A 20,273-nucleotide genomic window follows, 5' to 3' on the forward strand; every position below is an offset into this window, starting at 1 on the left:
ACACCTAGGATCTGTCATCACGATTGCGATCAGGGCGCGTCATGGACTTCATTCTGTATGCGGTGCCGTTTTTCTTTGTGCTGATTGCCGTCGAACTGCTGGCCGACCGTTGGCGCGGGGTCAGCAACTATCGCCTGGCCGACGCAATCAACAGCATCAGCACCGGCGTGTTGTCCACCACCACCGGCCTGCTGACCAAGGGCGTGGGGCTGGTGACGTATGCGTTTGCCCTGGAACACTTGGCGCTGTTCAAACTCTCGGGCGACAGCGTCTGGACCTGGGTCTTCGCCTTCGTTCTCTATGACTTTTGCTACTACTGGCTGCACCGCATGGGCCATGAACGCAACATCCTCTGGGCCGCGCATTCGGTGCATCACCAGAGCGAGGACTACAACCTGTCCACGGCCCTGCGCCAGACCAGTACCGGGTTTCTGCTGAGCTGGATTTTCTACCTGCCTATGGCCGTGCTCGGTGTGCCGTTGCTGGTGTTCGTCAGCGTCGCGGCGCTGAATCTGCTGTATCAGTTCTGGGTGCACACCAAACATATTCCCAAGCTCGGCTGGTTTGAGTGGTTTTTCGTCACGCCGTCCAATCATCGGGCCCACCATGCTCAGAACGCTCTCTACATGGATCGCAACTACGGCGGGGTGTTCATTATTTGGGACCGTCTATTTGGCTCGTTCCAGGAAGAGGACGACAGCGAACCGGTGATTTTCGGCGTGACCACACCGCTGGCGAGCTGGAATCCGCTGTGGGCCAACGTGCAGTTCTATGCGCAATTGTGGGATGACGCGAAGCGCGCGCAGAGCAAATGGGACAAGCTGCGGATCTGGTTCATGCGCACCGGTTGGCGCCCGGCGGACGTGGCGACCCAGTACCCGATGAACAAACCCGACCTGAGCCAGTTCCGCAAATTCGAAGTGCCGCTGGATGGGCGTCAGCAGATTTATGTGGCGTTGCAGTTCTGCGTCTACATCGCCCTGGGCAGCTATTTGATGAACCTGGAACAGAGCCTGCCGACCGGCGCGCTGGTGCTCGGCTGGAGTGCGGTGGCGCTGGGGTTGTTTACGTTGGGCGTGGCCCTGGAGAATCGCCCGTGGGCGTTGAAGCTGGAGCTTGTGCGGCTGGCGTCGAACCTGCCGCTGGTGTGGCTGGCGCCGATGGTCGGGTTGTGGCCGGCCAGCGCGGTGGGCTGGGTCGGCCTGCTCAGTTACAGCCTGCTTAGCGGGATCGGTCTCTACTGCTGCAGAAACCGCTTCACTCGACTGGCGTCTTAGGCTCGCTGATCCGCGCTTGTTCGGCTTTCAGGGCTTGCTCGTCGGCGTAGATCTTCTTCGCCAGGCGAGCATTCTTGAAGCGCCGGCGCAGCCACAGGCCCAGGCCTAGCAACAACAGTGCGCCGAGCACCCACAGCTCATACTTCTTGACGCTGCCCAGCATGCCCTCAAGCACCGCACCGAAGTGATAGGCCGCCGCCGCCAGGGCGCTGGCCCAGATCGCGGCACCAATCCCGTTCAGCAGCAGATAACGTCCGGGCGGATAACCCGACAGGCCGATCGCTACCGGCATCACCGTGCGCAAACCATAGACAAAGCGGAAGCTCAGGACCCAGATGTCCGGGTGCTTGCGGATATGTTCCAGCGCCCGGTCGCCCATCATCTGCCAGCGCGGTTTGCGCGCCAGCAATTTGCGCCCGTGCTTGCGCCCCAGGAAGTACCACAGCTGATCGCCGGCATAACTGCCGAAGAACGCCACGACGACGACCAGGTTGATGTCCATGTATCCGCGAAACGCGAGGAAGCCCGCGAGCACCAGGATGGTTTCGCCTTCGAAGAACGTGCCGAGAAAAAGGGCAAAGTAGCCGAAGTCATGCAGAAATTGTTGGAGCATTGTCTGGGTGCTGGCGAAATGAACGCGCAGCCTAACCCTTCGTGCACATTCATGAAAGTGTCCAAATGTGTCTCGACGTGAACAATTCCTACAACGACAATGGAATGCGGCTACCTGTCGCAGGGGTGCACATAACTGTAATACGACAGTCATAATGGTCGCTTATAACTGTCACGCTCGCCCGCCAGCGCGGGCTCAGGAGTCTGCCGTGAGCTTTACCCCCGCCAACCGTTTGTTTCCTGCAACCCGCCTGCGTCGCAACCGCCGTGATGATTTCTCGCGTCGACTGGTTCGTGAAAACGTTTTGACCGTCGATGACCTGATCCTGCCGGTGTTCGTGCTGGACGGTGAAAACCGTCGCGAAGCGGTCGCATCGATGCCCGGCGTTGAACGCCTGACCATCGATCTGTTGCTGGAAGAGGCTGCAAAGTGGGTCGATCTGGGGATTCCGGCCGTGGCGCTGTTCCCGGTGACGCCGCCAGAGCTCAAGTCGCTGAATGCCGCCGAAGCGTGGAACCCTGAAGGCATCGCCCAGCGCGCCACCCGTGCCCTGCGTGATCGCTTTCCGGAGTTGGGTGTGATCACCGACGTCGCGCTGGACCCGTTCACCACCCACGGTCAGGACGGCATTCTCGACGAAGAAGGCTACGTGCAGAACGACATTACCGTCGATGCGCTGGTCAAGCAGGCCCTGTCCCACGCCGCCGCCGGCGCCCAGGTGGTGGCCCCGTCGGACATGATGGACGGCCGGATCCAGGCGATCCGCGAAGCCCTTGAGCTGGCCGATCACGTCAATGTGCGGATCATGGCTTACTCGGCGAAGTACGCCAGCGCCTATTACGGCCCGTTCCGCGATGCGGTGGGTTCGGCGCTGAACCTGGGCAAGGCCAACAAGGCCTCTTATCAGATGGACCCGGCCAACGGCAATGAAGCGCTGCACGAAGTGGCGGCGGACTTGTCAGAAGGCGCGGACATGGTCATGGTCAAGCCAGGCATGCCGTATCTGGACATCCTTTACCGGGTCAAAGAAGAATTCAAAGTACCGACGTTTGTTTACCAAGTCAGCGGCGAATACGCCATGCACATGGCGGCAATCCAGAATGGCTGGTTGAGCGAAGGGGTTATCCTCGAATCCCTGACCGCTTTTAAACGTGCAGGCGCAGATGGCATCCTGACTTACTTTGCCGTGCGCGCTGCCCAATTGTTACGAGAGCAAAAATAGCCCTCCCAGGAACACTCGATGAATACCGAAGGACTCACTGAAGTTGCCGTAAAAGATGCTCAAGCCGTGGTCGAGCCAATCGCCGAAACCCCGCCGGAGCTGGAACCTGCTCCGCCCGCGGTGGTAGTCGAGGCTGCGCCTGCTGCCCCGGCGATTGCCATTCCCGGCCTGGATGACAGCAGCCTGTACATCCATCGCGAGCTCTCGCAACTGCAGTTCAACATCCGCGTGCTGGAACAGGCGCTGGATGAGTCCTATCCGTTGCTGGAGCGGCTGAAATTCCTGCTGATCTTCTCCAGCAACCTGGACGAGTTCTTCGAGATTCGCGTGGCAGGCCTGAAGAAGCAGATCACCTTCGCCCGTGAACAGGCGGGCGCCGATGGCTTGCAACCGCATCAGGCCCTGGCCCGGATCAGCGAACTGGTGCACGGTTATGTTGACCGCCAGTACGCGATCCTCAACGACATCCTGTTGCCGGAACTGGAGAAACATCAGGTCCGCTTCATCCGTCGCCGCTACTGGACCACCAAACTCAAGACCTGGGTGCGCCGTTATTTTCGCGACGAGATCGCGCCGATCATCACCCCGATCGGCCTCGACCCGACGCACCCGTTCCCGTTGCTGGTGAACAAGAGCCTGAACTTCATCGTCGAGCTCGAAGGCATCGACGCCTTCGGTCGCGACTCCGGGCTGGCGATCATTCCGGCGCCGCGTCTGCTGCCGCGAGTGATCAAGGTGCCGGAAGAAGTCGGCGGCCCTGGCGACAACTACGTATTCCTGTCGTCGATGATCCACGCCCACGCCGATGACCTGTTCCAGGGCATGAAGGTCAAGGGCTGCTACCAGTTCCGCCTGACCCGAAACGCCGACCTGGCGGTCGATACCGAAGACGTGGAAGACCTGGCCCGCGCCCTGCGCGGCGAGTTGTTCTCCCGTCGCTACGGTGATGCGGTGCGTCTGGAAGTTGCCGACACCTGCCCGAAACACCTGTCCGACTACTTGCTCAAGCAATTCAACCTGCATGAGACCGAGTTGTATCAGGTCAACGGTCCGGTCAACCTGACCCGCCTGTTCAGCATCACCGGCCTGGACAGTCAGCGCGCGCTGCAATACCTGCCATTCACGCCGCAGATCCCGAAACTGCTGCAGAACAGCGAGAACATTTTCAGCGTGATCAGCAAGCAGGACATCCTGCTGCTGCACCCGTTCGAGTCGTTCACCCCGGTGGTCGACCTGCTGCGCCAGGCCGCCAAGGACCCGCATGTCTTGGCGGTCCGCCAGACGTTGTACCGCTCCGGCGCCAACTCGGAAATCGTTGATGCGCTGGTAGACGCGGCGCGTAACGGCAAGGAAGTCACGGCGGTGATCGAGTTGCGGGCACGCTTCGATGAAGAGTCCAACCTGCAACTGGCCAGCCGTCTGCAAGCGGCCGGTGCGGTGGTGATTTACGGGGTGGTCGGCTTCAAGACCCACGCCAAGATGATGCTGATCCTGCGTCGCGAGGCCGGCGAAATCGTCCGCTACGCGCACTTGGGCACCGGCAACTACCACGCGGCCAACGCCCGTCTGTACACCGACTACAGCTTGCTGACCTCCGACGACGCCTTGTGCGAAGACGTCGGCAAATTGTTCAGTCAGTTGATCGGCATGGGCAAGACGTTACGCATGAAGAAACTGCTGCACGCGCCGTTCACGCTGAAGAAGGGCATGCTCGACATGATTGCCCGGGAGACGCAGTTCGCCCTCGACGGCAAACCGGCGCACATCATCGCCAAGTTCAACTCGCTGACCGATCCGAAGATCATCCGCGCGTTGTACAAGGCCAGCCAGTCCGGGGTGCGTATCGATCTGGTGGTGCGCGGCATGTGCTGCCTGCGTCCGGGCATCGCCGGGGTCTCGCACAACATCCACGTGCGCTCGATCATCGGTCGCTTCCTGGAACACACCCGGGTCTTCTACTTCCTCAATGGCGGCGAAGAGCAGATGTTCCTCTCCAGTGCCGACTGGATGGAGCGCAACCTCGACAAACGCGTCGAGACTTGCTTCCCGGTGGAAGGCAAGAAGCTGATCATGCGGGTCAAGAAAGAGCTGGAGCTTTACCTGACCGATAACACCCACAGCTGGAGCTTGCAGTCGGACGGTCGCTACGTGCGCAACACGCCAACCGGCAACCAGAACCCGCGCAGCGCCCAGGCGACCTTGCTGGAGCGGTTGGGGAGTCCGATCCTCGCCGTGCGTTAACGCGTAAGTCGGGTCATAAAAAATGGCGATCCCTGGGGATCGCCATTTTTGTTTTCACCGAAATCGTCCCCTGTAGGAGCTGCCGAAGGCTGCGATCTTTTGATCTTGCTTTTAAAGATCAAGATCAAAAGATCGCAGCCTTCGGCAGCTCCTACGGGTGTTCGTTATCCATCAGATGCCGTGGCGGGGTTAGCGAACGTTCAGCGTGAACCCAACCCGCGTCAGCCATTCCGCTTCCAGGGCGAAGTCGGCCTGGGTCAGTTGGTTTTCGTCCAGCCAGTTGGCCGGGAACAGTACGTCCAGACTGTCGCCGTTGGCGCGCAAGGTCACCTGTGGCATTTCCTGGGTACCGCGGATGTGGTGGAACAGGATTGCAAAGCGCAGCAGCACGCACAGACGAATCAACTTGCTGCCGTCACTGCCGAAATCGGCAAACTTGTCCCGGGGAATATTGCGACGGTGACCACGCACCAGCAGGGCGAGCATTTGCTGGTCTTCGCGGGAGAAACCGGCCAGGTCCGAGTGCTCGATCAGGTAGGCGCCGTGCTTGTGGTAGTGATAGTGGGCGATGTCCAGGCCCACTTCATGGACCTTGGCGGCCCAGCCCAGCAACTCGCGCCAGACGCCGTCGTCCAGGTCCCAGTCCTCGGCCACTTGATCGAAGGCATGCAGGGCCTTGCGTTCCACCCGCGCCGCTTGTTCCAGATCGACGTGGTAACGCTCCATCAACGAGCTGAGGGTGCGCTCACGGACGTCTTCGTGATGATGACGGCCCAGCAGGTCGTAGAGCACGCCTTCACGCAGAGCGCCTTCACAGTGGTCCATGCGTTGCAGTTCGAGGGCATCGAAGATCGCTTCGAGAATCGCCAGACCGGCCGGGAAGATTGCGCGGCGGTCAGGCTTGATGCCTTCGAAGTCGATTTTCTCGACATCGCCGAGCTTGAACAGTTTGCGCTTGAGCCAGGCCAGGCCTTCGGCATTCACTTCACCGGTGCCATGACCGCCGGCCTTCAGCGCCAGACCGATGGCGCGGATGGTGCCCGAGGAGCCGATGGCTTCATCCCAGGTCAGGCGGTGCAGGGCATGCTCGATGCTCATGATCTCCAACCGCGCCGCGGTGTACGCCTGGGCGTAACGGGCCGGGGTGACCTTGCCGTCCTTGAAATAGCGCTGGGTGTAACTGACGCAACCCATTTGCAGGCTTTCGCGCAGCAACGGTTCGAAACGCTGGCCGATGATGAATTCGGTACTGCCGCCGCCGATGTCGGCCACCAGGCGTTTGCCCGGGGTGTCGGCGAGGGTGTGGGAGACGCCGAGGTAGATCAGGCGCGCTTCTTCGCGGCCGGAGATGACTTCCACGGGATGGCCGAGGATTTCTTCGGCGCGGTGGATGAATTCGGCACGGTTGCGGGCTTCACGCAGGGCGTTGGTGCCGACGATCCGCACGGCGCCGGGCGGCATACCGTTGATCAGTTGGGCAAAACGCTTCAGGCAATCGAGCCCGCGCTGCATGGATTCTTCGTTGAGCTGACGTTCATCGTCGATGCCGGCGGCCAGTTGGACCTTTTCACCGAGGCGCTCAAGAATACGGATTTCGCCGTTCTGGGCCTTGGCCACGACCATGTGAAAGCTGTTGGAGCCCAGGTCGATTGCGGCGATCAGGGACAGATTCTTGGCTTGGGATTGCGGCATGGTCAGGGGGTCTCGGTCGATAACCCCGACATCGTGCCACGATCAAACGCTGACGCCAACGCGTAGGAGCTGCCGAAGGCTGCGATCTTTTACCGCGGGAATATTTGCGGTGCCGCTGATGGCCTCTTCGCGAGCAAGCCCGCTCCCACATTTAACCGAGTACCTCAGGAAGAACGCGGCCTACTGTGGGAGCGGGCTTGCCCGCGAAGGCGGCCTCCCGGTCACCGAAAATCCTTCAGCCCGCCGCTTCCACGGTCCCGATGAAATTCGCCAGTTCCGGCGTCTGCGGATTCGCAAACAGAATTTTCGGATCCCCCACCTCATGCACCTTGCCCTGATGCATGAACACCAATTTATCCCCCACCTCTCGGGCGAAGCGCATTTCGTGGGTGACCATGATCAGCGTCATGCCTTCCTTGGCCAGTTGCCGGACCACGCTCAGCACTTCGTTGACCAGTTCCGGGTCGAGCGCCGAGGTGATCTCGTCGCACAGCAACACCTTCGGCGACATGGCCAGGGCCCGGGCAATTGCCACGCGCTGCTGCTGGCCGCCGGACAGTCGATCGGGGAACGCATCGAATTTCTCCCCCAGCCCGACCCGCTCCAGCATCTGCCGGGCGAGTTCCGCCGCTTTCGCCTTGGGCACTTTCTGCACCACTTGCGGCGCGAGCATCACGTTTTCGCCCACCGTGAGGTGCGGGAACAGGTTGAACTGCTGGAACACCATCCCGACTTTCTGCCGCAAGCTGCGCAAGTCGGCGCGGGCGGCGTCGAGGTATTCGCCGTCGACTTCGATGACGCCATCGTTGATCGATTCCAGACCGTTTAGCGTGCGCAGCAGGGTGGATTTGCCCGAGCCGCTGCGGCCGATGATCGCCACGACCTGGCCTTCCTCGACACTCAGGTCGATGCCTTTGAGCACGTGGTGGTCGCCGTAATATTTATGCAGGGCCGAAATTCTAAGCAGAGGCATGCAGTCTCCTTTCCAGGTAGCGCGCACTGAGGGACAAGGGGTAGCAGAGCAAGAAGTAGCCGAGGGCGACGAGGCCGTAGACCATGAACGGTTCGAACGTCGCATTGGCCAGCATGCCGCCGGTCTTGGTCAGTTCGGTGAAGCCGATGATCGAGGTGACGGCGGTGCCTTTGACCACTTGCACCGAAAAGCCCACGGTTGGCGCCACGGCGATGCGCAGGGCTTGCGGCAGGATCACGTAGCGCAATTGCTCCAGCGGATTGAGCGCCAGGCTCGACGAAGCTTCCCACTGACCGTTAGGGATCGAATCGACGCAACCGCGCCAGATCTCCGCCAGGTAAGCACTGGTGAACAGCGTCAGCGCAATGGCCGCCGCCATCCACGGTGAAATCTCCACGCCGGCCAACGCCACGCCGAAGAACACCAGGAATAACTGCATCAACAGCGGCGTGCCCTGGAACAGTTCGATGTAGGTGCGGGCGAAGCTGCGGGGAAAGCTCTTTTTCGAAATGCGCATGACCATGATCAGCAAACCGATCACGCCACCGCCGATAAACGCCACCAGCGACAGCGCCAATGTCCATTGCAGGCCCGTGAGCAGGTTGCGCACGATGTCCCAGAAGGTGAAATCGCTCATTGGCTGCTCCGTGAAATGTAGCGCCGGCCGATCCAGTTCAGCAGTTGGCGGATCAACAGCGCCATGCACAGGTAGATCAGCGTGGTCAGGGCATAGGTTTCAAATGCGCGGAAGTTGCGCGATTGAATGAAGTTGGCGGCGAAGCTCAACTCTTCGGTGGCGATCTGCGAACAGACCGCCGAACCGAGCATGACGATGATGATCTGGCTGCTCAGCGCCGGCCAGACCTTGCCCAGCGCCGGCAGCAGGACCACGTGGCGAAAGGCTTCGAAGCGGCTCATCGCCAACGCAGCGGCGGCTTCCAGCTGCCCCCGGGGGATTGCTTGAATGCCGGCGCGGATGATCTCGGTGGAATAAGCGCCAAGGTTGATCACCATCGCCAGCACCGCCGCCTGCCATTCGGAAATCTGCACACCCAGGGACGGCAGGCCGAAGAAGATGAAGAACAACTGCACCAGGAACGGCGTGTTGCGGATCAACTCGACGTAGACGCCGAAGATCGCCGAAAACGGGCGGATGTTCCACGCCCGCACCAATGCCCCGACGATGCCCAGGCCCACCCCGAACACCGCACCGATGGCTGTCAGTTCAAGGGTGAACAGCGCACCGCGCAGCAACAGGTCGGTGTTTTGCACCACGGGTATGAAATCGAACTGATAAGCCATAGCCAGGTTCCTTGTTTAAACGGCGTTGCGCGACGATCAGAGATCGGCCGGCAGCGGCTCTTTCAGCCAGGTCTGGGCGTTTTTCTCCAGGGAGCCGTCGGTCTTGGCCGTGGCGAGGATCTGATTGACCTTGTCCAGCAGCGCCGGCTCGTTCTTGTTCACGCCGACGTAGACCGGCGAATCCTTGAGCTTCACTTTCAGCGCCGGCACGCGTTTCGGGTTTTTCTCGCTGATCGCCACCATCACCACGTTGCCGCTGGCGATCAGGTCGACCTGGCCCGCGAGGTAGGCGGCAATGGTCGAATTGTTGTCTTCGAAACGTTTGATGGTCGCGCCTTCAGGGGCGACTTTGGTCAGCTCGATGTCTTCGATGGCGCCACGGGTGACGCTGATGGTTTTGCCCTTGAGGTCGTCCAGGCCTTTGATCGCGGCGTCTGGCGGACCGAACACGGCGAGGTAGAACGGTGCGTAGGCACGGGAGAAGTCGATGACTTTCTCGCGCTCGGCGTTCTTGCCGAGGCTGGAAATCACCAAATCGACCTTGCCGGTGGTCAGGAACGGAATGCGGTTGGTGCTGTTGACCGGGGTCAGTTCGAGTTTGACCTTGAGCTGGTCAGCCACCAGCTTGGCGGTGTCGATATCCAGGCCGCGCGGTTTCATGTCCGGACCGACCGAGCCAAACGGCGGGAAGTCCTGGGGCACGGCAACTTTGAGGGTGCCGCGCTTGACCACGTCCTCCAGACCGTCGGCGTGGGCGGGTGCCTGGCTCAGCATCAGGCTGGCAAACAGGGCTGCGAGGAGGGCGCTGTAACGCTGGGTCATGGCAAATCTCCGAATCGGCGGAAGTAATTTCTGCGAATCGACAGAGCACGGGCCATGCCAACATCGGGGTTTGGGGGTGGCAAGCCACGGTTTTGCTGGATTTGATCGGTCTTACTGGTCTGAACAGTCATGTCGCGTTTCGCACCCCGATAGCGCATCGCCCTGGAGCGCCGAACCCTGGTGGGGCACGACTTGCCGGGCGCGACGAATAGCTTTACAACTAGCCGCTCATTGGCCTGGTTCGTCTGAAAAACCATGAATTCGATCTCTCGCGCCGTACCCGAAGTGGCGCTGCAAGCCATCCGCAAACTGATTACCGAACAGGGCTTCGGGCCGGGGGATGCCTTGCCTTCGCAACGGGACCTGGCGGTGCAATTGGGGGTCAGTCGCGCGTCATTGCGTGAGGCGTTGTCGTCCTTGAGTGCGCTGGGCGTGATCAGCATCCAGCCGGGCAAGGGCGTTTTCGTGCAGTCGCCGGTGGATTTGCCGCGAGGTGATGCGGCAGCGAGCTGGCCATTCGCGGCCCAGGCTTCGCCGCTGGATATCTTTCAGTTGCGCTATGCCCTGGAAGGTTTTGCGGCGGGATTGGCTGCCGTGACCCTGAGCACCGATGAGCTGGATGCACTTGAAGACAACGTCGCGGCGATGCGCAATGAATTGAAGGCCGGCGACTTCGATGCGGCGGCGCGGCTGGACTTCGAATTTCACCGACGCATCCTGCTGGCCAGCGGTAATCAGGCGATGTTGAGCATCCTGACCGCCAGCGCCGACATCTTTCTGGAGAGCCAGAAGTTACCGTTCATCCGGGCCGAACGGGCCATGGAAACCTGGCAGGAGCACCGCAAAATCCTTCGCGCACTGGCGCGCCGGGCGTCCGGTGCGGCGCAGAAGGCCATGCAGGAACATGTCCGCAATGCCGCACTGCGCACCGGAATTGCCTTCGTCGCTCCCGCCACCTCGTGACTTGAGCTATACCCAAACTCATGGACCACCATAGCGAGACTCAATCATCTGCACCTTCCTGAACGAGGGAAGGGCGGCTATGATAGGCCACGTTTTTTTGCTTACAACCTGGAGACTTCCATGAGCAGCGATCTTATCAAACACGTTAGCGACGCTAGCTTCGAGGCCGACGTACTCAAGGCCGAAGGCGCTGTACTGGTCGACTACTGGGCTGAATGGTGCGGCCCTTGCAAAATGATCGCTCCTGTTCTGGACGAAATCGCTGAGACCTACAAAGGCAAGCTGACCATCGCCAAACTGAACATCGACGAAAACCAGGAAACCCCGGCCAAGCACGGCGTGCGTGGTATCCCGACCCTGATGCTGTTCAAGAACGGCAACGTGGAAGCGACCAAGGTTGGCGCGCTGTCCAAGTCGCAACTGGCTGCATTCCTCGACGCCAACATCTAAGTCGGCGACGTTGTTTAAAAAGCCCCGCATATTGCGGGGCTTTTTGCGTATTCAGGGCTAGACGCTCCGAAACTCAGGTGGTACATTCGGCCCCGCACTGGTTTCTCCAATGCCCCCTGCTAGCCGTCGCCGACGCACTCCTTTTCGAATAAGTACGCGATCCTGTCGCCTTCTCTGCGGCGCGGCCTCATTAAGCCAAAAGCTTAATTTCCCCCCCTCCATAAATGATTACGTCATTCCTATATGAATCTGACTGAACTCAAGCAAAAGCCGATTACCGAACTGCTCGAATTGGCCGAACAGATGGGCATAGAAAATATGGCCCGTTCGCGCAAGCAGGACGTGATTTTCTCCCTGCTCAAAAAGCACGCGAAAAGCGGCGAGGAAATCTCCGGTGATGGCGTGCTGGAGATTCTCCAGGACGGCTTCGGCTTCCTGCGCTCCGCTGACGCTTCCTATCTCGCCGGCCCAGACGATATCTACGTCTCGCCGAGCCAGATCCGCCGCTTCAACTTGCGCACCGGTGACACCATCGTTGGCAAGATCCGCCCTCCAAAGGAAGGCGAGCGTTATTTCGCGCTGCTCAAGGTCGACACGATCAACTACGATCGTCCCGAGAACGCGAAAAACAAGATTCTCTTCGAGAACCTGACCCCGCTGTTCCCGACCGTGCGCATGAAGATGGAAGCCGGCAACGGTTCCACCGAAGACTTGACCGGTCGTGTCATCGACCTGTGCGCCCCGATCGGCAAAGGCCAGCGCGGTCTGATCGTTGCACCGCCGAAAGCCGGTAAAACGATCATGCTGCAGAACATCGCCGCGAACATCGCACGTAACAATCCTGAAGTTCACCTGATCGTATTGCTGATCGATGAACGTCCGGAAGAAGTGACCGAAATGCAGCGCACCGTGCGCGGCGAAGTGGTTGCCTCGACGTTCGATGAGCCGCCAACCCGCCACGTGCAGGTTGCCGAAATGGTGATCGAGAAGGCCAAACGCCTGGTCGAACACAAGAAAGACGTGGTGATCCTGCTCGACTCCATCACCCGTCTGGCTCGCGCCTACAACACCGTGATCCCGAGCTCCGGCAAGGTACTCACCGGTGGTGTCGATGCCCACGCCCTGGAGAAACCGAAACGTTTCTTCGGCGCTGCACGGAACATCGAAGAAGGCGGCTCGCTGACCATCATCGCCACCGCGCTGGTTGAAACCGGCTCGAAAATGGACGAAGTGATCTACGAGGAATTCAAAGGCACCGGCAACATGGAATTGCCTCTGGATCGCCGCATCGCTGAAAAACGCGTGTTCCCGGCCATCAACATCAACCGTTCCGGCACTCGCCGCGAAGAGTTGCTGACCGCCGACGACGAGTTGCAGCGCATGTGGATCCTGCGCAAGCTGCTGCACCCGATGGACGAGATCGCCGCCATCGAGTTCCTGGTCGACAAGCTGAAAACGACCAAGACCAACGACGAGTTCTTCTTGTCGATGAAGCGTAAGTAAGACGAAGTACGCTTCACAAAAAAGGGTGCCCTGAATGGGCGCCCTTTTTTTTGGCGTGCCCCATTTTGTATCTGGATAGATACGTGACGTGCTGTAAACTGGCGCCTCCATGGGCCCACCGCCCGCTGACAGCTGATCCATCGCCGGGTGCTCCCCGCGTCAATCTGGCTGGCGATTGATCAAGTGTTCCGGCAGGTTCGTCCTCAGTTGACCTCCTTCGAATATCCCCATTCGCGCTACCGGTGAGCCTCTTTTTTAATCGGTCCTGTATCTGAAACGACAAGGAGCGTCATGCACACGTTTGGCAATCGCCGTGATATCGACGGTTTGCGAGCTCTGGCCGTTATTCCGGTCGTGCTGTTTCACTTTGGGTTCAGTACGTTCAGCGGTGGATTCGTTGGCGTCGATGTCTTCTTTGTCATTTCCGGGTTCTTGATTACCAGCATCCTGTTCCGTGAAATCAGCGCGCAGCGTTTCAGCTTCGTCGATTTCTGGGCGCGTCGTGCCCGGCGCATTATTCCGGCCTTGAGCGTGGTGCTGCTGGTGACGCTGGCGCTGGGCTGGTTATTGCTGACCGCCAAGGACTTCTCCGAGCTGGGTCGCACGGTCCGTTATCAGGCCCTTTTTGTATCGAACATTCTGTTCATGCGAGAGGACGGTTACTTCGAGCCCGCCTCGGATTTGAAGCCACTTCTCCATACGTGGTCGTTGGCCGTTGAAGAGCAGTACTACATCTTCTTTCCGCTGTTGATGGCGTTGTTGATGCGTCATATCCGCCATTGGCGCTGGGTACTGTTTGCGGTGCTTTTGCTGTCATTCGGGCTGAACATCGCTTACATCGAGCGCAAACCCGATATGGCTTTCTTCTCGCTGCCAACACGCGCCTGGGAGCTGTTGTGCGGTGCCATGCTGGCGGTGTTGCCGGCGTCGAAACAATCCACGCGGCCCTGGCTTTATCAGTCTGTAGGGCTGGCCGGGTTGGTCGCGGTGCTGGTTGCCGTGTTCACGTTCGACAAGACGACCGCGTTCCCTGGGTGGGCCGCGTTGCTCCCGGTACTCGGTGCGACCGCCATGATCTGGTCGGGCGCCCAGGGCTCGACCTGGGTCGGCACAGTGTTGAGCACTCGGGCGCTGGTCGGGGTCGGTTTGATCTCTTACTCCTTTTATCTGTGGCACTGGCCGGTGTACGTCTACGCCAATGCCATATCGATTGACGGGATTCAACCGCTGGAGGCGGCAGGCTGGATTGCACTGGCGCTGGGACTTGCATGGTTGAGCTGGCGCTTCATTGAGCTTCCGTTCCGGGAAAAGCGGCTGCTTGCAGGGCGCAAATCCGTATTGGCCGGTGGTCTGCTGACAATGGCCGTTCTGGCGGTCACCGGTTCTGCGGTGCGATCGGCGGACGGTATTCCGCAGCGTATTACCGGCAAGGCGCTGGAATATGCCGAGTCCCGCGATTGGAAGGCCGGGCAAAAGAAATGCATGCTGGTGACCTCGGACAAGAACCTGGATAAGGCGTGCCTGGTCGGTGGCAAGGCCGATGTGCCGGCCACCAAGATGTTTTGGGGCGACAGCCATAGCGCGGCGCTGTTACCCGCCATCGAACACAACGCCCAGCGCGATGGCCGTCCGGTGTGGGTGTACAGCATGAGCGCCTGCCCGCCGGTTCTCAGTGACGATACACGTCAACGCTGCAAGGCCTTCAACGAGCAAACCATGGAACGGGTGCGAAGCCTCGGGATCAAGGATGTGGTGCTGGCCTCCAATTGGAGCCTCTACGTCTATGGTCGTGAAGACGGCGACAAAAAGGTCTTGCTCAACCCGCACGACACTCCAGCGCAAGCCGAGCAGCGCATGGCCACCGCCATCAAGGCCCGGGTGGCGGCGCTGAGGGAGGCAGGTGCGCAGGTGTGGCTGTTCGAGGAAGTACCGTTGCAGCGCAAGGGCACGATTGCGCGTCTGACCAGCCTGGCCCGTATTGGTCGCTCGGCCGAAGGGTTGGGGCGTCCGCTTGAGGAGCACTTGGCACGCCAGCATTTTCTGAGAGCCCTGTTCGCCTCGATGAGCGCCGCGGATCCGGGCGTGCATGTCATCGACCCGACGCCGATGATGTGCTCGGACGGCGTCTGCAATATCGAAGTCAACGGTCATTCGCAGTACAAGGATGAAGATCATCTGTCGGACATCGGCAGCGCCCGGTTGAGCCCTTTGTTTACTCCGGTGTTGCTGGGCGCAAATCAGAATTGATCGGGGCGCACTGCTGACAGGCTGCTGTTTGGCCTCCAGAGCAGGTAGGATGTACGCCTATTTTCGGGGTGGCATCTTCAATGAAATTCAAGGACCTTCGGGATTTCGTGCAGCAGCTTGAGCAGCGCGGAGAGTTGAAACGCATCCAGATTCCTGTTTCTCCCGTGCTGGAGATGACCGAAGTCTGTGATCGCACGCTGCGGGCCAAAGGCCCGGCGCTGCTGTTCGAAAACCCAACCGGTTACGACATCCCGGTGCTCGGCAACCTGTTCGGCACCCCCGAGCGGGTCGCCATGGGCATGGGCGCCGAGGCGGTCAGCGAGCTGCGCGAAATCGGCAAGTTGGTGGCGTTCCTCAAGGAACCCGAACCGCCGAAGGGTTTGAAGGATGCCTGGTCCAAACTGCCGATCTTCCGCAAGATCATCGCCATGGCGCCGAAAGTCGTCAAAGACGCGGTGTGCCAGGAAGTGGTCATCGAAGGCGACGACGTCGACCTGGCGATGCTGCCGGTGCAGACCTGCTGGCCTGGCGACGTCGGCCCGCTGATCACCTGGGGCCTGACCGTCACCAAAGGCCCGAACAAGGATCGCCAGAACCTCGGCATCTACCGTCAGCAAGTGATCGGCCGCAACAAGGTCATCATGCGCTGGCTGAGCCACCGTGGCGGCGCGCTGGATTACCGCGAGTGGTGCGAGAAGCATCCCGGCCAGCCATTCCCGGTGTCCGTGGCGTTGGGCGCTGACCCGGCGACCATCCTCGGCGCCGTGACGCCGGTGCCGGACAGTCTCTCCGAATACGCCTTCGCCGGTCTGTTGCGCGGCAATCGCACCGAACTGGTGAAGTGCCGTGGCAACGACTTGCAAGTGCCGGCCACCGCCGAAATCATCCTCGAAGGCGTGATCCATCCGGGCGAAATGGCCGACGAAGGCCCGTACGGCGACCACACCGGTTATTACAACGAAGTCGACAGCTTCCCGGTATTCACCGTCGAGCGCATCACCCACCGGATCAAACCGATCTACCACAGCACCTACACCGGCCGTCCACCGGATGAGCCGGCGATTCTCGGTGTGGCGCTGAACGAAGTGTTCGTGCCGATCCTGCAGAAGCAGTTTCCGGAGATCACCGACTTCTACCTGCCGCCCGAAGGCTGCTCGTACCGCATGGCCATCGTGACCATGAAGAAGTCGTATCCCGGTCATGCCAAGCGGGTAATGCTGGGTGTCTGGTCGTTTTTGCGACAGTTCATGTACACCAAGTTCGTTATCGTCTGTGATGACGACATCAACGCACGCGACTGGAACGACGTGATCTGGGCCATCACCACGCGCATGGACCCCAAGCGCGACACGGTGATGATCGACAACACGCCGATCGATTACCTCGATTTTGCCTCGCCGGTGTCCGGCCTGGGGTCGAAGATGGGGCTCGATGCCACGCATAAATGGCCGGGCGAAACCACTCGCGAGTGGGGCCGGGTGATCGTCAAGGATGAAGCCGTGACAAAACGGATCGATGCCATCTGGAATCAGTTAGGAATAGATTGATGCGTGTAACCTTGCAGCCCTCCGGAGCAGTGCTTGAGATATTGCCCGGCGAGCGGATTCTCGATGGCGCGCGGCGACTGGGCTATGAATGCCCGCAAAGCTGCCGCAACGGCAATTGCCACGTCTGCGCGGCGTTGCTGGTGGAAGGCCGGGTCGAACAGGCCGGCAATGTGCGTGACCACGGCGAGTTCTACACTTGCATAGCGGAGCCGCTGGAAGACTGCATCGTGCTGTGGGATGGCGTGCTCGCGCTGGGAGAACTGCCGGTGCGCAGCTTGTCGTGTCAGGTCATTGAATGCAGGGACGTTGGCGGGGATACCTTTCGGGTTCACCTGCGGGCGCCGGCCGGCAAGCCGCCGCGCTATCACGCCGGTCAGTACCTGATGATCGAGCGTGAGAACGGCGAGAAATCCGCGTTCTCCCTGGCCTCGGCACCCCATGCCGGGCGCGACCTGGAAATCCACGTGTTGGCGCGCGAAAGCAGTGCGCTGAGCCTGATCGAGCAGCTGCAACGCAACGCCATGGTGCGCATCGAAATGCCGTTCGGCGACACCCATCTGGCCGAGCTACCGGACGGGCCGTTGGTGCTGATCGCCGCCGGTACTGGCATGGGCCAGATTCACAGCCTGATCGAACATTGCCGCGCCACCGGTTTCAAGCACCCGGTGCATCTGTATTGGGGCGTGCGCCGTCCTGAAGACTTTTATGAAATCGAACATTGGGATGAATGGCTGAAATTGCCCAATCTGTTCCTGCATAAAGTCGTCAGCGATCAATGCGGTTGGGAAGGGCGTTGCGGCATGCTGCATGAGGCGGTGTGCGAGGATTTCGCGGATTTGAAATCGCTGCATGTGTATGCCAGCGGCTCTCCGGCCATGGTCTACGGCACGCTGGATGCGCTGGTCGAAGCGGGGATGGATGCGCATCAGATGCGCGCGGATGTGTTCGCGTACGCTCCGCGGTCTTAATCGATATAACTCCCTATATAGCCGATCGGTATTTATGGATTTATATAAATGCCGGTAGGTTATATGTCATCCAGGCAAATATTTAAGAACTGTGCCATGGCACTTAAATTGCCTTAAAACTTATGTGCCTTATTGTTACAGCGGTGCGTTCTATTAAGTAATTCTTTATCCGCGGGGAGCTGAACGCTATTCGCCATGAGTGCCATTGAATCTGCTTTTTTGAATTTGGCTTACCCTCCGCGGCTCGATCTGGGGCCGCAGCTTACGCACGAACAATTGCTCAGCTCGATGCAATCGACCATGGCACGCCACAAGGGTGGGCCGGTCTGGCTGTTTGCGTACGGTTCGCTGATCTGGCGCCCGGAATGCCCGGCGGTAGAACGCGTTCGCGGCCGAGTGCATGGCTACCATCGCGGTTTGTACCTGTGGTCCCACGAACACCGCGGCACGCCGGAAGTCCCGGGCCTGGTGTTTGGCCTGGATCGCGGCGGTTCTTGCAGCGGCTTCGCTTATCGCCTTCCTGAAGAACAACTCGAAGCTTCGCTCTATGCCTTGTGGCAGCGAGAGATGCCGTTCCCGTCCTATCGCCCACACTGGCTCAACTGCCGTCTCGAAGACGGAAGCCAGGTTCAGGCGTTGGGATTTGTTTTGGAACGACACCTGCCCAGCTACGCCGGCAACTTGCCGGATCACGTGCTGAGCCAGGTGTTCGAAAGCGCTTGCGGGCGTTACGGCACCACTCGCGATTATGTCGAGCAGACCGCCAACGCCCTGCGTAGCCACGCCATGCCAGACCGGAATCTGGAGGCGCGGCTCAAGCGCTGCAAATCAAAGGCTGATCAGGCGATCGCTTCTTCGCGGGTCTGACTGGCGACGTTCTTGTGACCCAGCGTGGGCGCCAGGAACGCCATCGCCAGCAGGCACGCGGCGACCAGCAAGATGAAACCGCCATCCCAGCCGAAGTAGTCCACGGTGTAGCCCATCAAGGCGCTGGCCGCGACTGAGCCACCCAGGTAACCGAACAGTCCGGTAAAGCCTGCCGCTGTGCCCGCCGCCTTCTTCGGCACCAGTTCCAGCGCTTGCAAGCCCACCAGCATCACCGGGCCGTAGATCAGGAAACCGATCGCGAACAGCGAGATCATATCGATCATCGGGTTACCCGGCGGGTTCAGCCAATACACGATCGTCGCGACAGTCACCAACCCCATGAACACCATGCCGGTCAGACCACGGTTGCCACGGAAAACCTTGTCCGACATCCAGCCGCACAGCAACGTGCCGGGAATGCCTGCCCACTCATAAAGGAAATACGCCCACGACGTCTTGTCGAAGTCGAAGTGCTTGACCTCCTTGAGGTAGGTCGGTGCCCAGTCCAGGATGCCGTAGCGCAACAGGTAGACGAAGACGTTGGCCAGGGCGATGAACCAGAGCATTTTGTTGCGCAGCACGTATTTGACGAAGATGTCCTTGGCGCTGAATTCTTCTTCGTGGCTGGCGTCGTAGCCTTCCGGGTAATCGTTCTTGTACTTCTCGATCGGCGGCAGGCCGGTGGATTGCGGGGTGTCGCGCATCACAATGAAGGCAAACACGGCGACCAGCAGCGCCACGGCGGCCGGTACATAAAACTTGCTGTGCCAGTCGTTGAACCAACCCATGCCGAGAATCGCCAACGGGCCGATCAAGCCGCCGCCAACGTTATGCGCGGTGTTCCAGACCGACACCACGCCACCGCGTTCTTTCTGCGACCACCAGTGCACCATGGTCCGCCCGCTCGGTGGCCAGCCCATGCCTTGCGCCCAGCCGTTGATGAACAACAGGATGAACATCATGGTCACGCTGGACGTCGCCCACGGTGCGAAACCGAAAACGAACATCACCCCGGCAGACACCACCAGACCAAACGGCAGGAAGTAACGCGGGTTGGAGCGGTCGGAAACAATGCCCATCAAAAACTTGGACAGACCGTAGGCGATCGCAATCGCTGACATGGCCACGCCCAGTTGGCCTTTTGTATAGCCTTGGGCGATCAGGTCCGGGAAGGCCAGGGTGAAGTTCTTGCGCAGCAGGTAGTAACCGGCATAGCCAATAAAAATCCCGGCGAAGATCTGCCAGCGAAGGCGTCGGTAGGTGCTGTCTATTTTTTCTTCAGGCAGGGCAGCCTGATGTGCGGCAGGTCGAAAGAAAGCAAACATTCAAGAGCTCCAGATTTCTTGTTTTGACTGCGGATGCGAATGTTACAGTTTCGTTACCGAAAATAGCACCGGTTCGCATTGGCAAAACAGCGGAAATGTTGGAGATCGCGTGTTCCTTTATGAACATGTCGCTCAGGTATAAGTGGAGGACGGTGTGGGAATTGTTACTTTGCGATCCTTTATGACGCTGTTTTGCCCAGAGTAGGGCGGGGCTTTGGGAAATGTCCTGCGGCTAATGGGGAAGTCGTGACGTTATGTAAA

17 protein-coding genes are annotated in these 20,273 nt (G+C 59.9%); 10 read left to right on the top strand and 7 right to left on the bottom strand.

Annotation, left to right across the window (positions count from 1 at the left end; genetic code table 11):
- Nucleotides 1-41 precede the first annotated feature (41 nt).
- Nucleotides 42-1,277 (top strand): sterol desaturase family protein, encoded by a 1,236-nt coding sequence (locus tag HB680_RS07530; protein ID WP_213937892.1) that lies wholly within the window; start codon nt 42-44, stop codon nt 1,275-1,277.
- Here the strand turns inward: HB680_RS07530 and HB680_RS07535 are convergent.
- The gene (locus HB680_RS07535; protein ID WP_213937893.1) at nt 1,258-1,890 is read right to left on the bottom strand and encodes a DedA family protein; all 633 of its coding nucleotides are present in this window, start codon (nt 1,888-1,890) and stop codon (nt 1,258-1,260) included. The genes HB680_RS07530 and HB680_RS07535 overlap by 20 nt on opposite strands.
- Nucleotides 1,891-2,098: 208 nt before the next feature.
- Between HB680_RS07535 and hemB the strand changes: the two genes are divergently transcribed.
- Both hemB and ppk1 read left to right on the top strand, forming a co-directional pair.
- Entirely contained in the window at nt 2,099-3,112 is a 1,014-nt protein-coding gene (gene hemB, locus HB680_RS07540; protein WP_213937894.1) for a porphobilinogen synthase, read from the top strand.
- 18 nt (nt 3,113-3,130) lie between these two features.
- The gene (gene ppk1, locus HB680_RS07545; protein WP_213937895.1) at nt 3,131-5,353 is read left to right on the top strand and encodes a polyphosphate kinase 1; all 2,223 of its coding nucleotides are present in this window, start codon (nt 3,131-3,133) and stop codon (nt 5,351-5,353) included.
- 189 nt (nt 5,354-5,542) lie between these two features.
- On the opposite strand, the gene ppx is transcribed toward ppk1, so the two are convergent.
- The 5 genes from ppx to HB680_RS07570 all read right to left on the bottom strand — a co-directional run bounded on the left by ppx (nt 5,543) and on the right by HB680_RS07570 (nt 10,142).
- Nucleotides 5,543-7,045: an exopolyphosphatase gene (gene ppx, locus HB680_RS07550; protein ID WP_213937896.1), complete on the bottom strand. Its 1,503-nt coding sequence runs from the start codon at nt 7,043-7,045 to the stop codon at nt 5,543-5,545.
- A gap of 235 nt (nt 7,046-7,280) precedes the next feature.
- Nucleotides 7,281-8,018, bottom strand: a complete 738-nt coding sequence (locus tag HB680_RS07555; RefSeq protein ID WP_054044662.1) for an amino acid ABC transporter ATP-binding protein — start codon at nt 8,016-8,018, stop codon at nt 7,281-7,283.
- Nucleotides 8,005-8,655 (bottom strand): amino acid ABC transporter permease, encoded by a 651-nt coding sequence (locus HB680_RS07560; RefSeq protein WP_213937897.1) that lies wholly within the window; start codon nt 8,653-8,655, stop codon nt 8,005-8,007. Before HB680_RS07560 ends, HB680_RS07555 begins: the two co-directional genes overlap by 14 nt.
- Complete coding sequence (locus HB680_RS07565) at nt 8,652-9,320, bottom strand: amino acid ABC transporter permease (protein ID WP_213937898.1); 669 nt, start codon at nt 9,318-9,320, stop codon at nt 8,652-8,654. The genes HB680_RS07560 and HB680_RS07565 overlap by 4 nt, the downstream gene beginning before the upstream one ends.
- A gap of 36 nt (nt 9,321-9,356) precedes the next feature.
- On the bottom strand, nt 9,357-10,142 hold the full coding sequence (locus tag HB680_RS07570) for a transporter substrate-binding domain-containing protein (RefSeq protein WP_213937899.1): 786 nt from the start codon (nt 10,140-10,142) through the stop codon (nt 9,357-9,359).
- A 255-nt stretch (nt 10,143-10,397) separates the two neighbouring features.
- Between HB680_RS07570 and HB680_RS07575 the strand changes: the two genes are divergently transcribed.
- The 7 genes from HB680_RS07575 to HB680_RS07605 all read left to right on the top strand — a co-directional run bounded on the left by HB680_RS07575 (nt 10,398) and on the right by HB680_RS07605 (nt 18,687).
- The gene (locus HB680_RS07575; protein ID WP_213937900.1) at nt 10,398-11,105 is read left to right on the top strand and encodes a FadR/GntR family transcriptional regulator; all 708 of its coding nucleotides are present in this window, start codon (nt 10,398-10,400) and stop codon (nt 11,103-11,105) included.
- A gap of 120 nt (nt 11,106-11,225) precedes the next feature.
- The gene (gene trxA, locus HB680_RS07580; RefSeq protein WP_003177349.1) at nt 11,226-11,555 is read left to right on the top strand and encodes a thioredoxin TrxA; all 330 of its coding nucleotides are present in this window, start codon (nt 11,226-11,228) and stop codon (nt 11,553-11,555) included.
- A 243-nt stretch (nt 11,556-11,798) separates the two neighbouring features.
- Nucleotides 11,799-13,058: a transcription termination factor Rho gene (rho, locus tag HB680_RS07585; protein WP_007942421.1), complete on the top strand. Its 1,260-nt coding sequence runs from the start codon at nt 11,799-11,801 to the stop codon at nt 13,056-13,058.
- A 291-nt stretch (nt 13,059-13,349) separates the two neighbouring features.
- Nucleotides 13,350-15,305: an acyltransferase family protein gene (locus tag HB680_RS07590; protein ID WP_213937901.1), complete on the top strand. Its 1,956-nt coding sequence runs from the start codon at nt 13,350-13,352 to the stop codon at nt 15,303-15,305.
- An 80-nt stretch (nt 15,306-15,385) separates the two neighbouring features.
- A complete protein-coding gene (gene ubiD, locus HB680_RS07595; RefSeq protein WP_213937902.1) occupies nt 15,386-16,852 on the top strand; it encodes a 4-hydroxy-3-polyprenylbenzoate decarboxylase in 1,467 nt (488 codons plus the stop codon).
- Complete coding sequence (locus tag HB680_RS07600) at nt 16,852-17,820, top strand: CDP-6-deoxy-delta-3,4-glucoseen reductase (RefSeq protein WP_213937903.1); 969 nt, start codon at nt 16,852-16,854, stop codon at nt 17,818-17,820. Before ubiD ends, HB680_RS07600 begins: the two co-directional genes overlap by 1 nt.
- Before the next feature lie 195 nt (nt 17,821-18,015).
- Nucleotides 18,016-18,687 (top strand): gamma-glutamylcyclotransferase, encoded by a 672-nt coding sequence (locus tag HB680_RS07605; RefSeq protein WP_213937904.1) that lies wholly within the window; start codon nt 18,016-18,018, stop codon nt 18,685-18,687.
- On the opposite strand, the gene glpT is transcribed toward HB680_RS07605, so the two are convergent.
- Nucleotides 18,660-20,012 (bottom strand): glycerol-3-phosphate transporter, encoded by a 1,353-nt coding sequence (gene glpT / locus HB680_RS07610; protein WP_213937905.1) that lies wholly within the window; start codon nt 20,010-20,012, stop codon nt 18,660-18,662. The genes HB680_RS07605 and glpT overlap by 28 nt on opposite strands.
- Nucleotides 20,013-20,273: the final 261 nt, after the last annotated feature.

It is taken from the genome of Pseudomonas sp. dw_612 (genome assembly GCF_018449725.1).
In the GTDB taxonomy this organism is placed as follows: domain Bacteria; phylum Pseudomonadota; class Gammaproteobacteria; order Pseudomonadales; family Pseudomonadaceae; genus Aquipseudomonas.

Excerpts from the sequence above, each read along its gene's own strand:
- HB680_RS07560 (WP_213937897.1), bottom strand. The coding sequence starts at position 8,655 with ATGAGCGATTTCACCTTCTGGGACATCGTGCGCAACCTGCTCACGGGC.
- rho (WP_007942421.1), top strand. The coding sequence starts at position 11,799 with ATGAATCTGACTGAACTCAAGCAAAAGCCGATTACCGAACTGCTCGAA.
- HB680_RS07530 (WP_213937892.1), top strand. The coding sequence starts at position 42 with ATGGACTTCATTCTGTATGCGGTGCCGTTTTTCTTTGTGCTGATTGCC.
- ubiD (WP_213937902.1), top strand. The coding sequence starts at position 15,386 with ATGAAATTCAAGGACCTTCGGGATTTCGTGCAGCAGCTTGAGCAGCGC.
- HB680_RS07555 (WP_054044662.1), bottom strand. The coding sequence starts at position 8,018 with ATGCCTCTGCTTAGAATTTCGGCCCTGCATAAATATTACGGCGACCAC.
- HB680_RS07565 (WP_213937898.1), bottom strand. The coding sequence starts at position 9,320 with ATGGCTTATCAGTTCGATTTCATACCCGTGGTGCAAAACACCGACCTG.
- HB680_RS07600 (WP_213937903.1), top strand. The coding sequence starts at position 16,852 with ATGCGTGTAACCTTGCAGCCCTCCGGAGCAGTGCTTGAGATATTGCCC.
- HB680_RS07570 (WP_213937899.1), bottom strand. The coding sequence starts at position 10,142 with ATGACCCAGCGTTACAGCGCCCTCCTCGCAGCCCTGTTTGCCAGCCTG.
- HB680_RS07605 (WP_213937904.1), top strand. The coding sequence starts at position 18,016 with ATGAGTGCCATTGAATCTGCTTTTTTGAATTTGGCTTACCCTCCGCGG.
- trxA (WP_003177349.1), top strand. The coding sequence starts at position 11,226 with ATGAGCAGCGATCTTATCAAACACGTTAGCGACGCTAGCTTCGAGGCC.
- HB680_RS07575 (WP_213937900.1), top strand. The coding sequence starts at position 10,398 with ATGAATTCGATCTCTCGCGCCGTACCCGAAGTGGCGCTGCAAGCCATC.
- HB680_RS07535 (WP_213937893.1), bottom strand. The coding sequence starts at position 1,890 with ATGCTCCAACAATTTCTGCATGACTTCGGCTACTTTGCCCTTTTTCTC.
- ppk1 (WP_213937895.1), top strand. The coding sequence starts at position 3,131 with ATGAATACCGAAGGACTCACTGAAGTTGCCGTAAAAGATGCTCAAGCC.
- ppx (WP_213937896.1), bottom strand. The coding sequence starts at position 7,045 with ATGCCGCAATCCCAAGCCAAGAATCTGTCCCTGATCGCCGCAATCGAC.
- HB680_RS07590 (WP_213937901.1), top strand. The coding sequence starts at position 13,350 with ATGCACACGTTTGGCAATCGCCGTGATATCGACGGTTTGCGAGCTCTG.
- glpT (WP_213937905.1), bottom strand. The coding sequence starts at position 20,012 with ATGTTTGCTTTCTTTCGACCTGCCGCACATCAGGCTGCCCTGCCTGAA.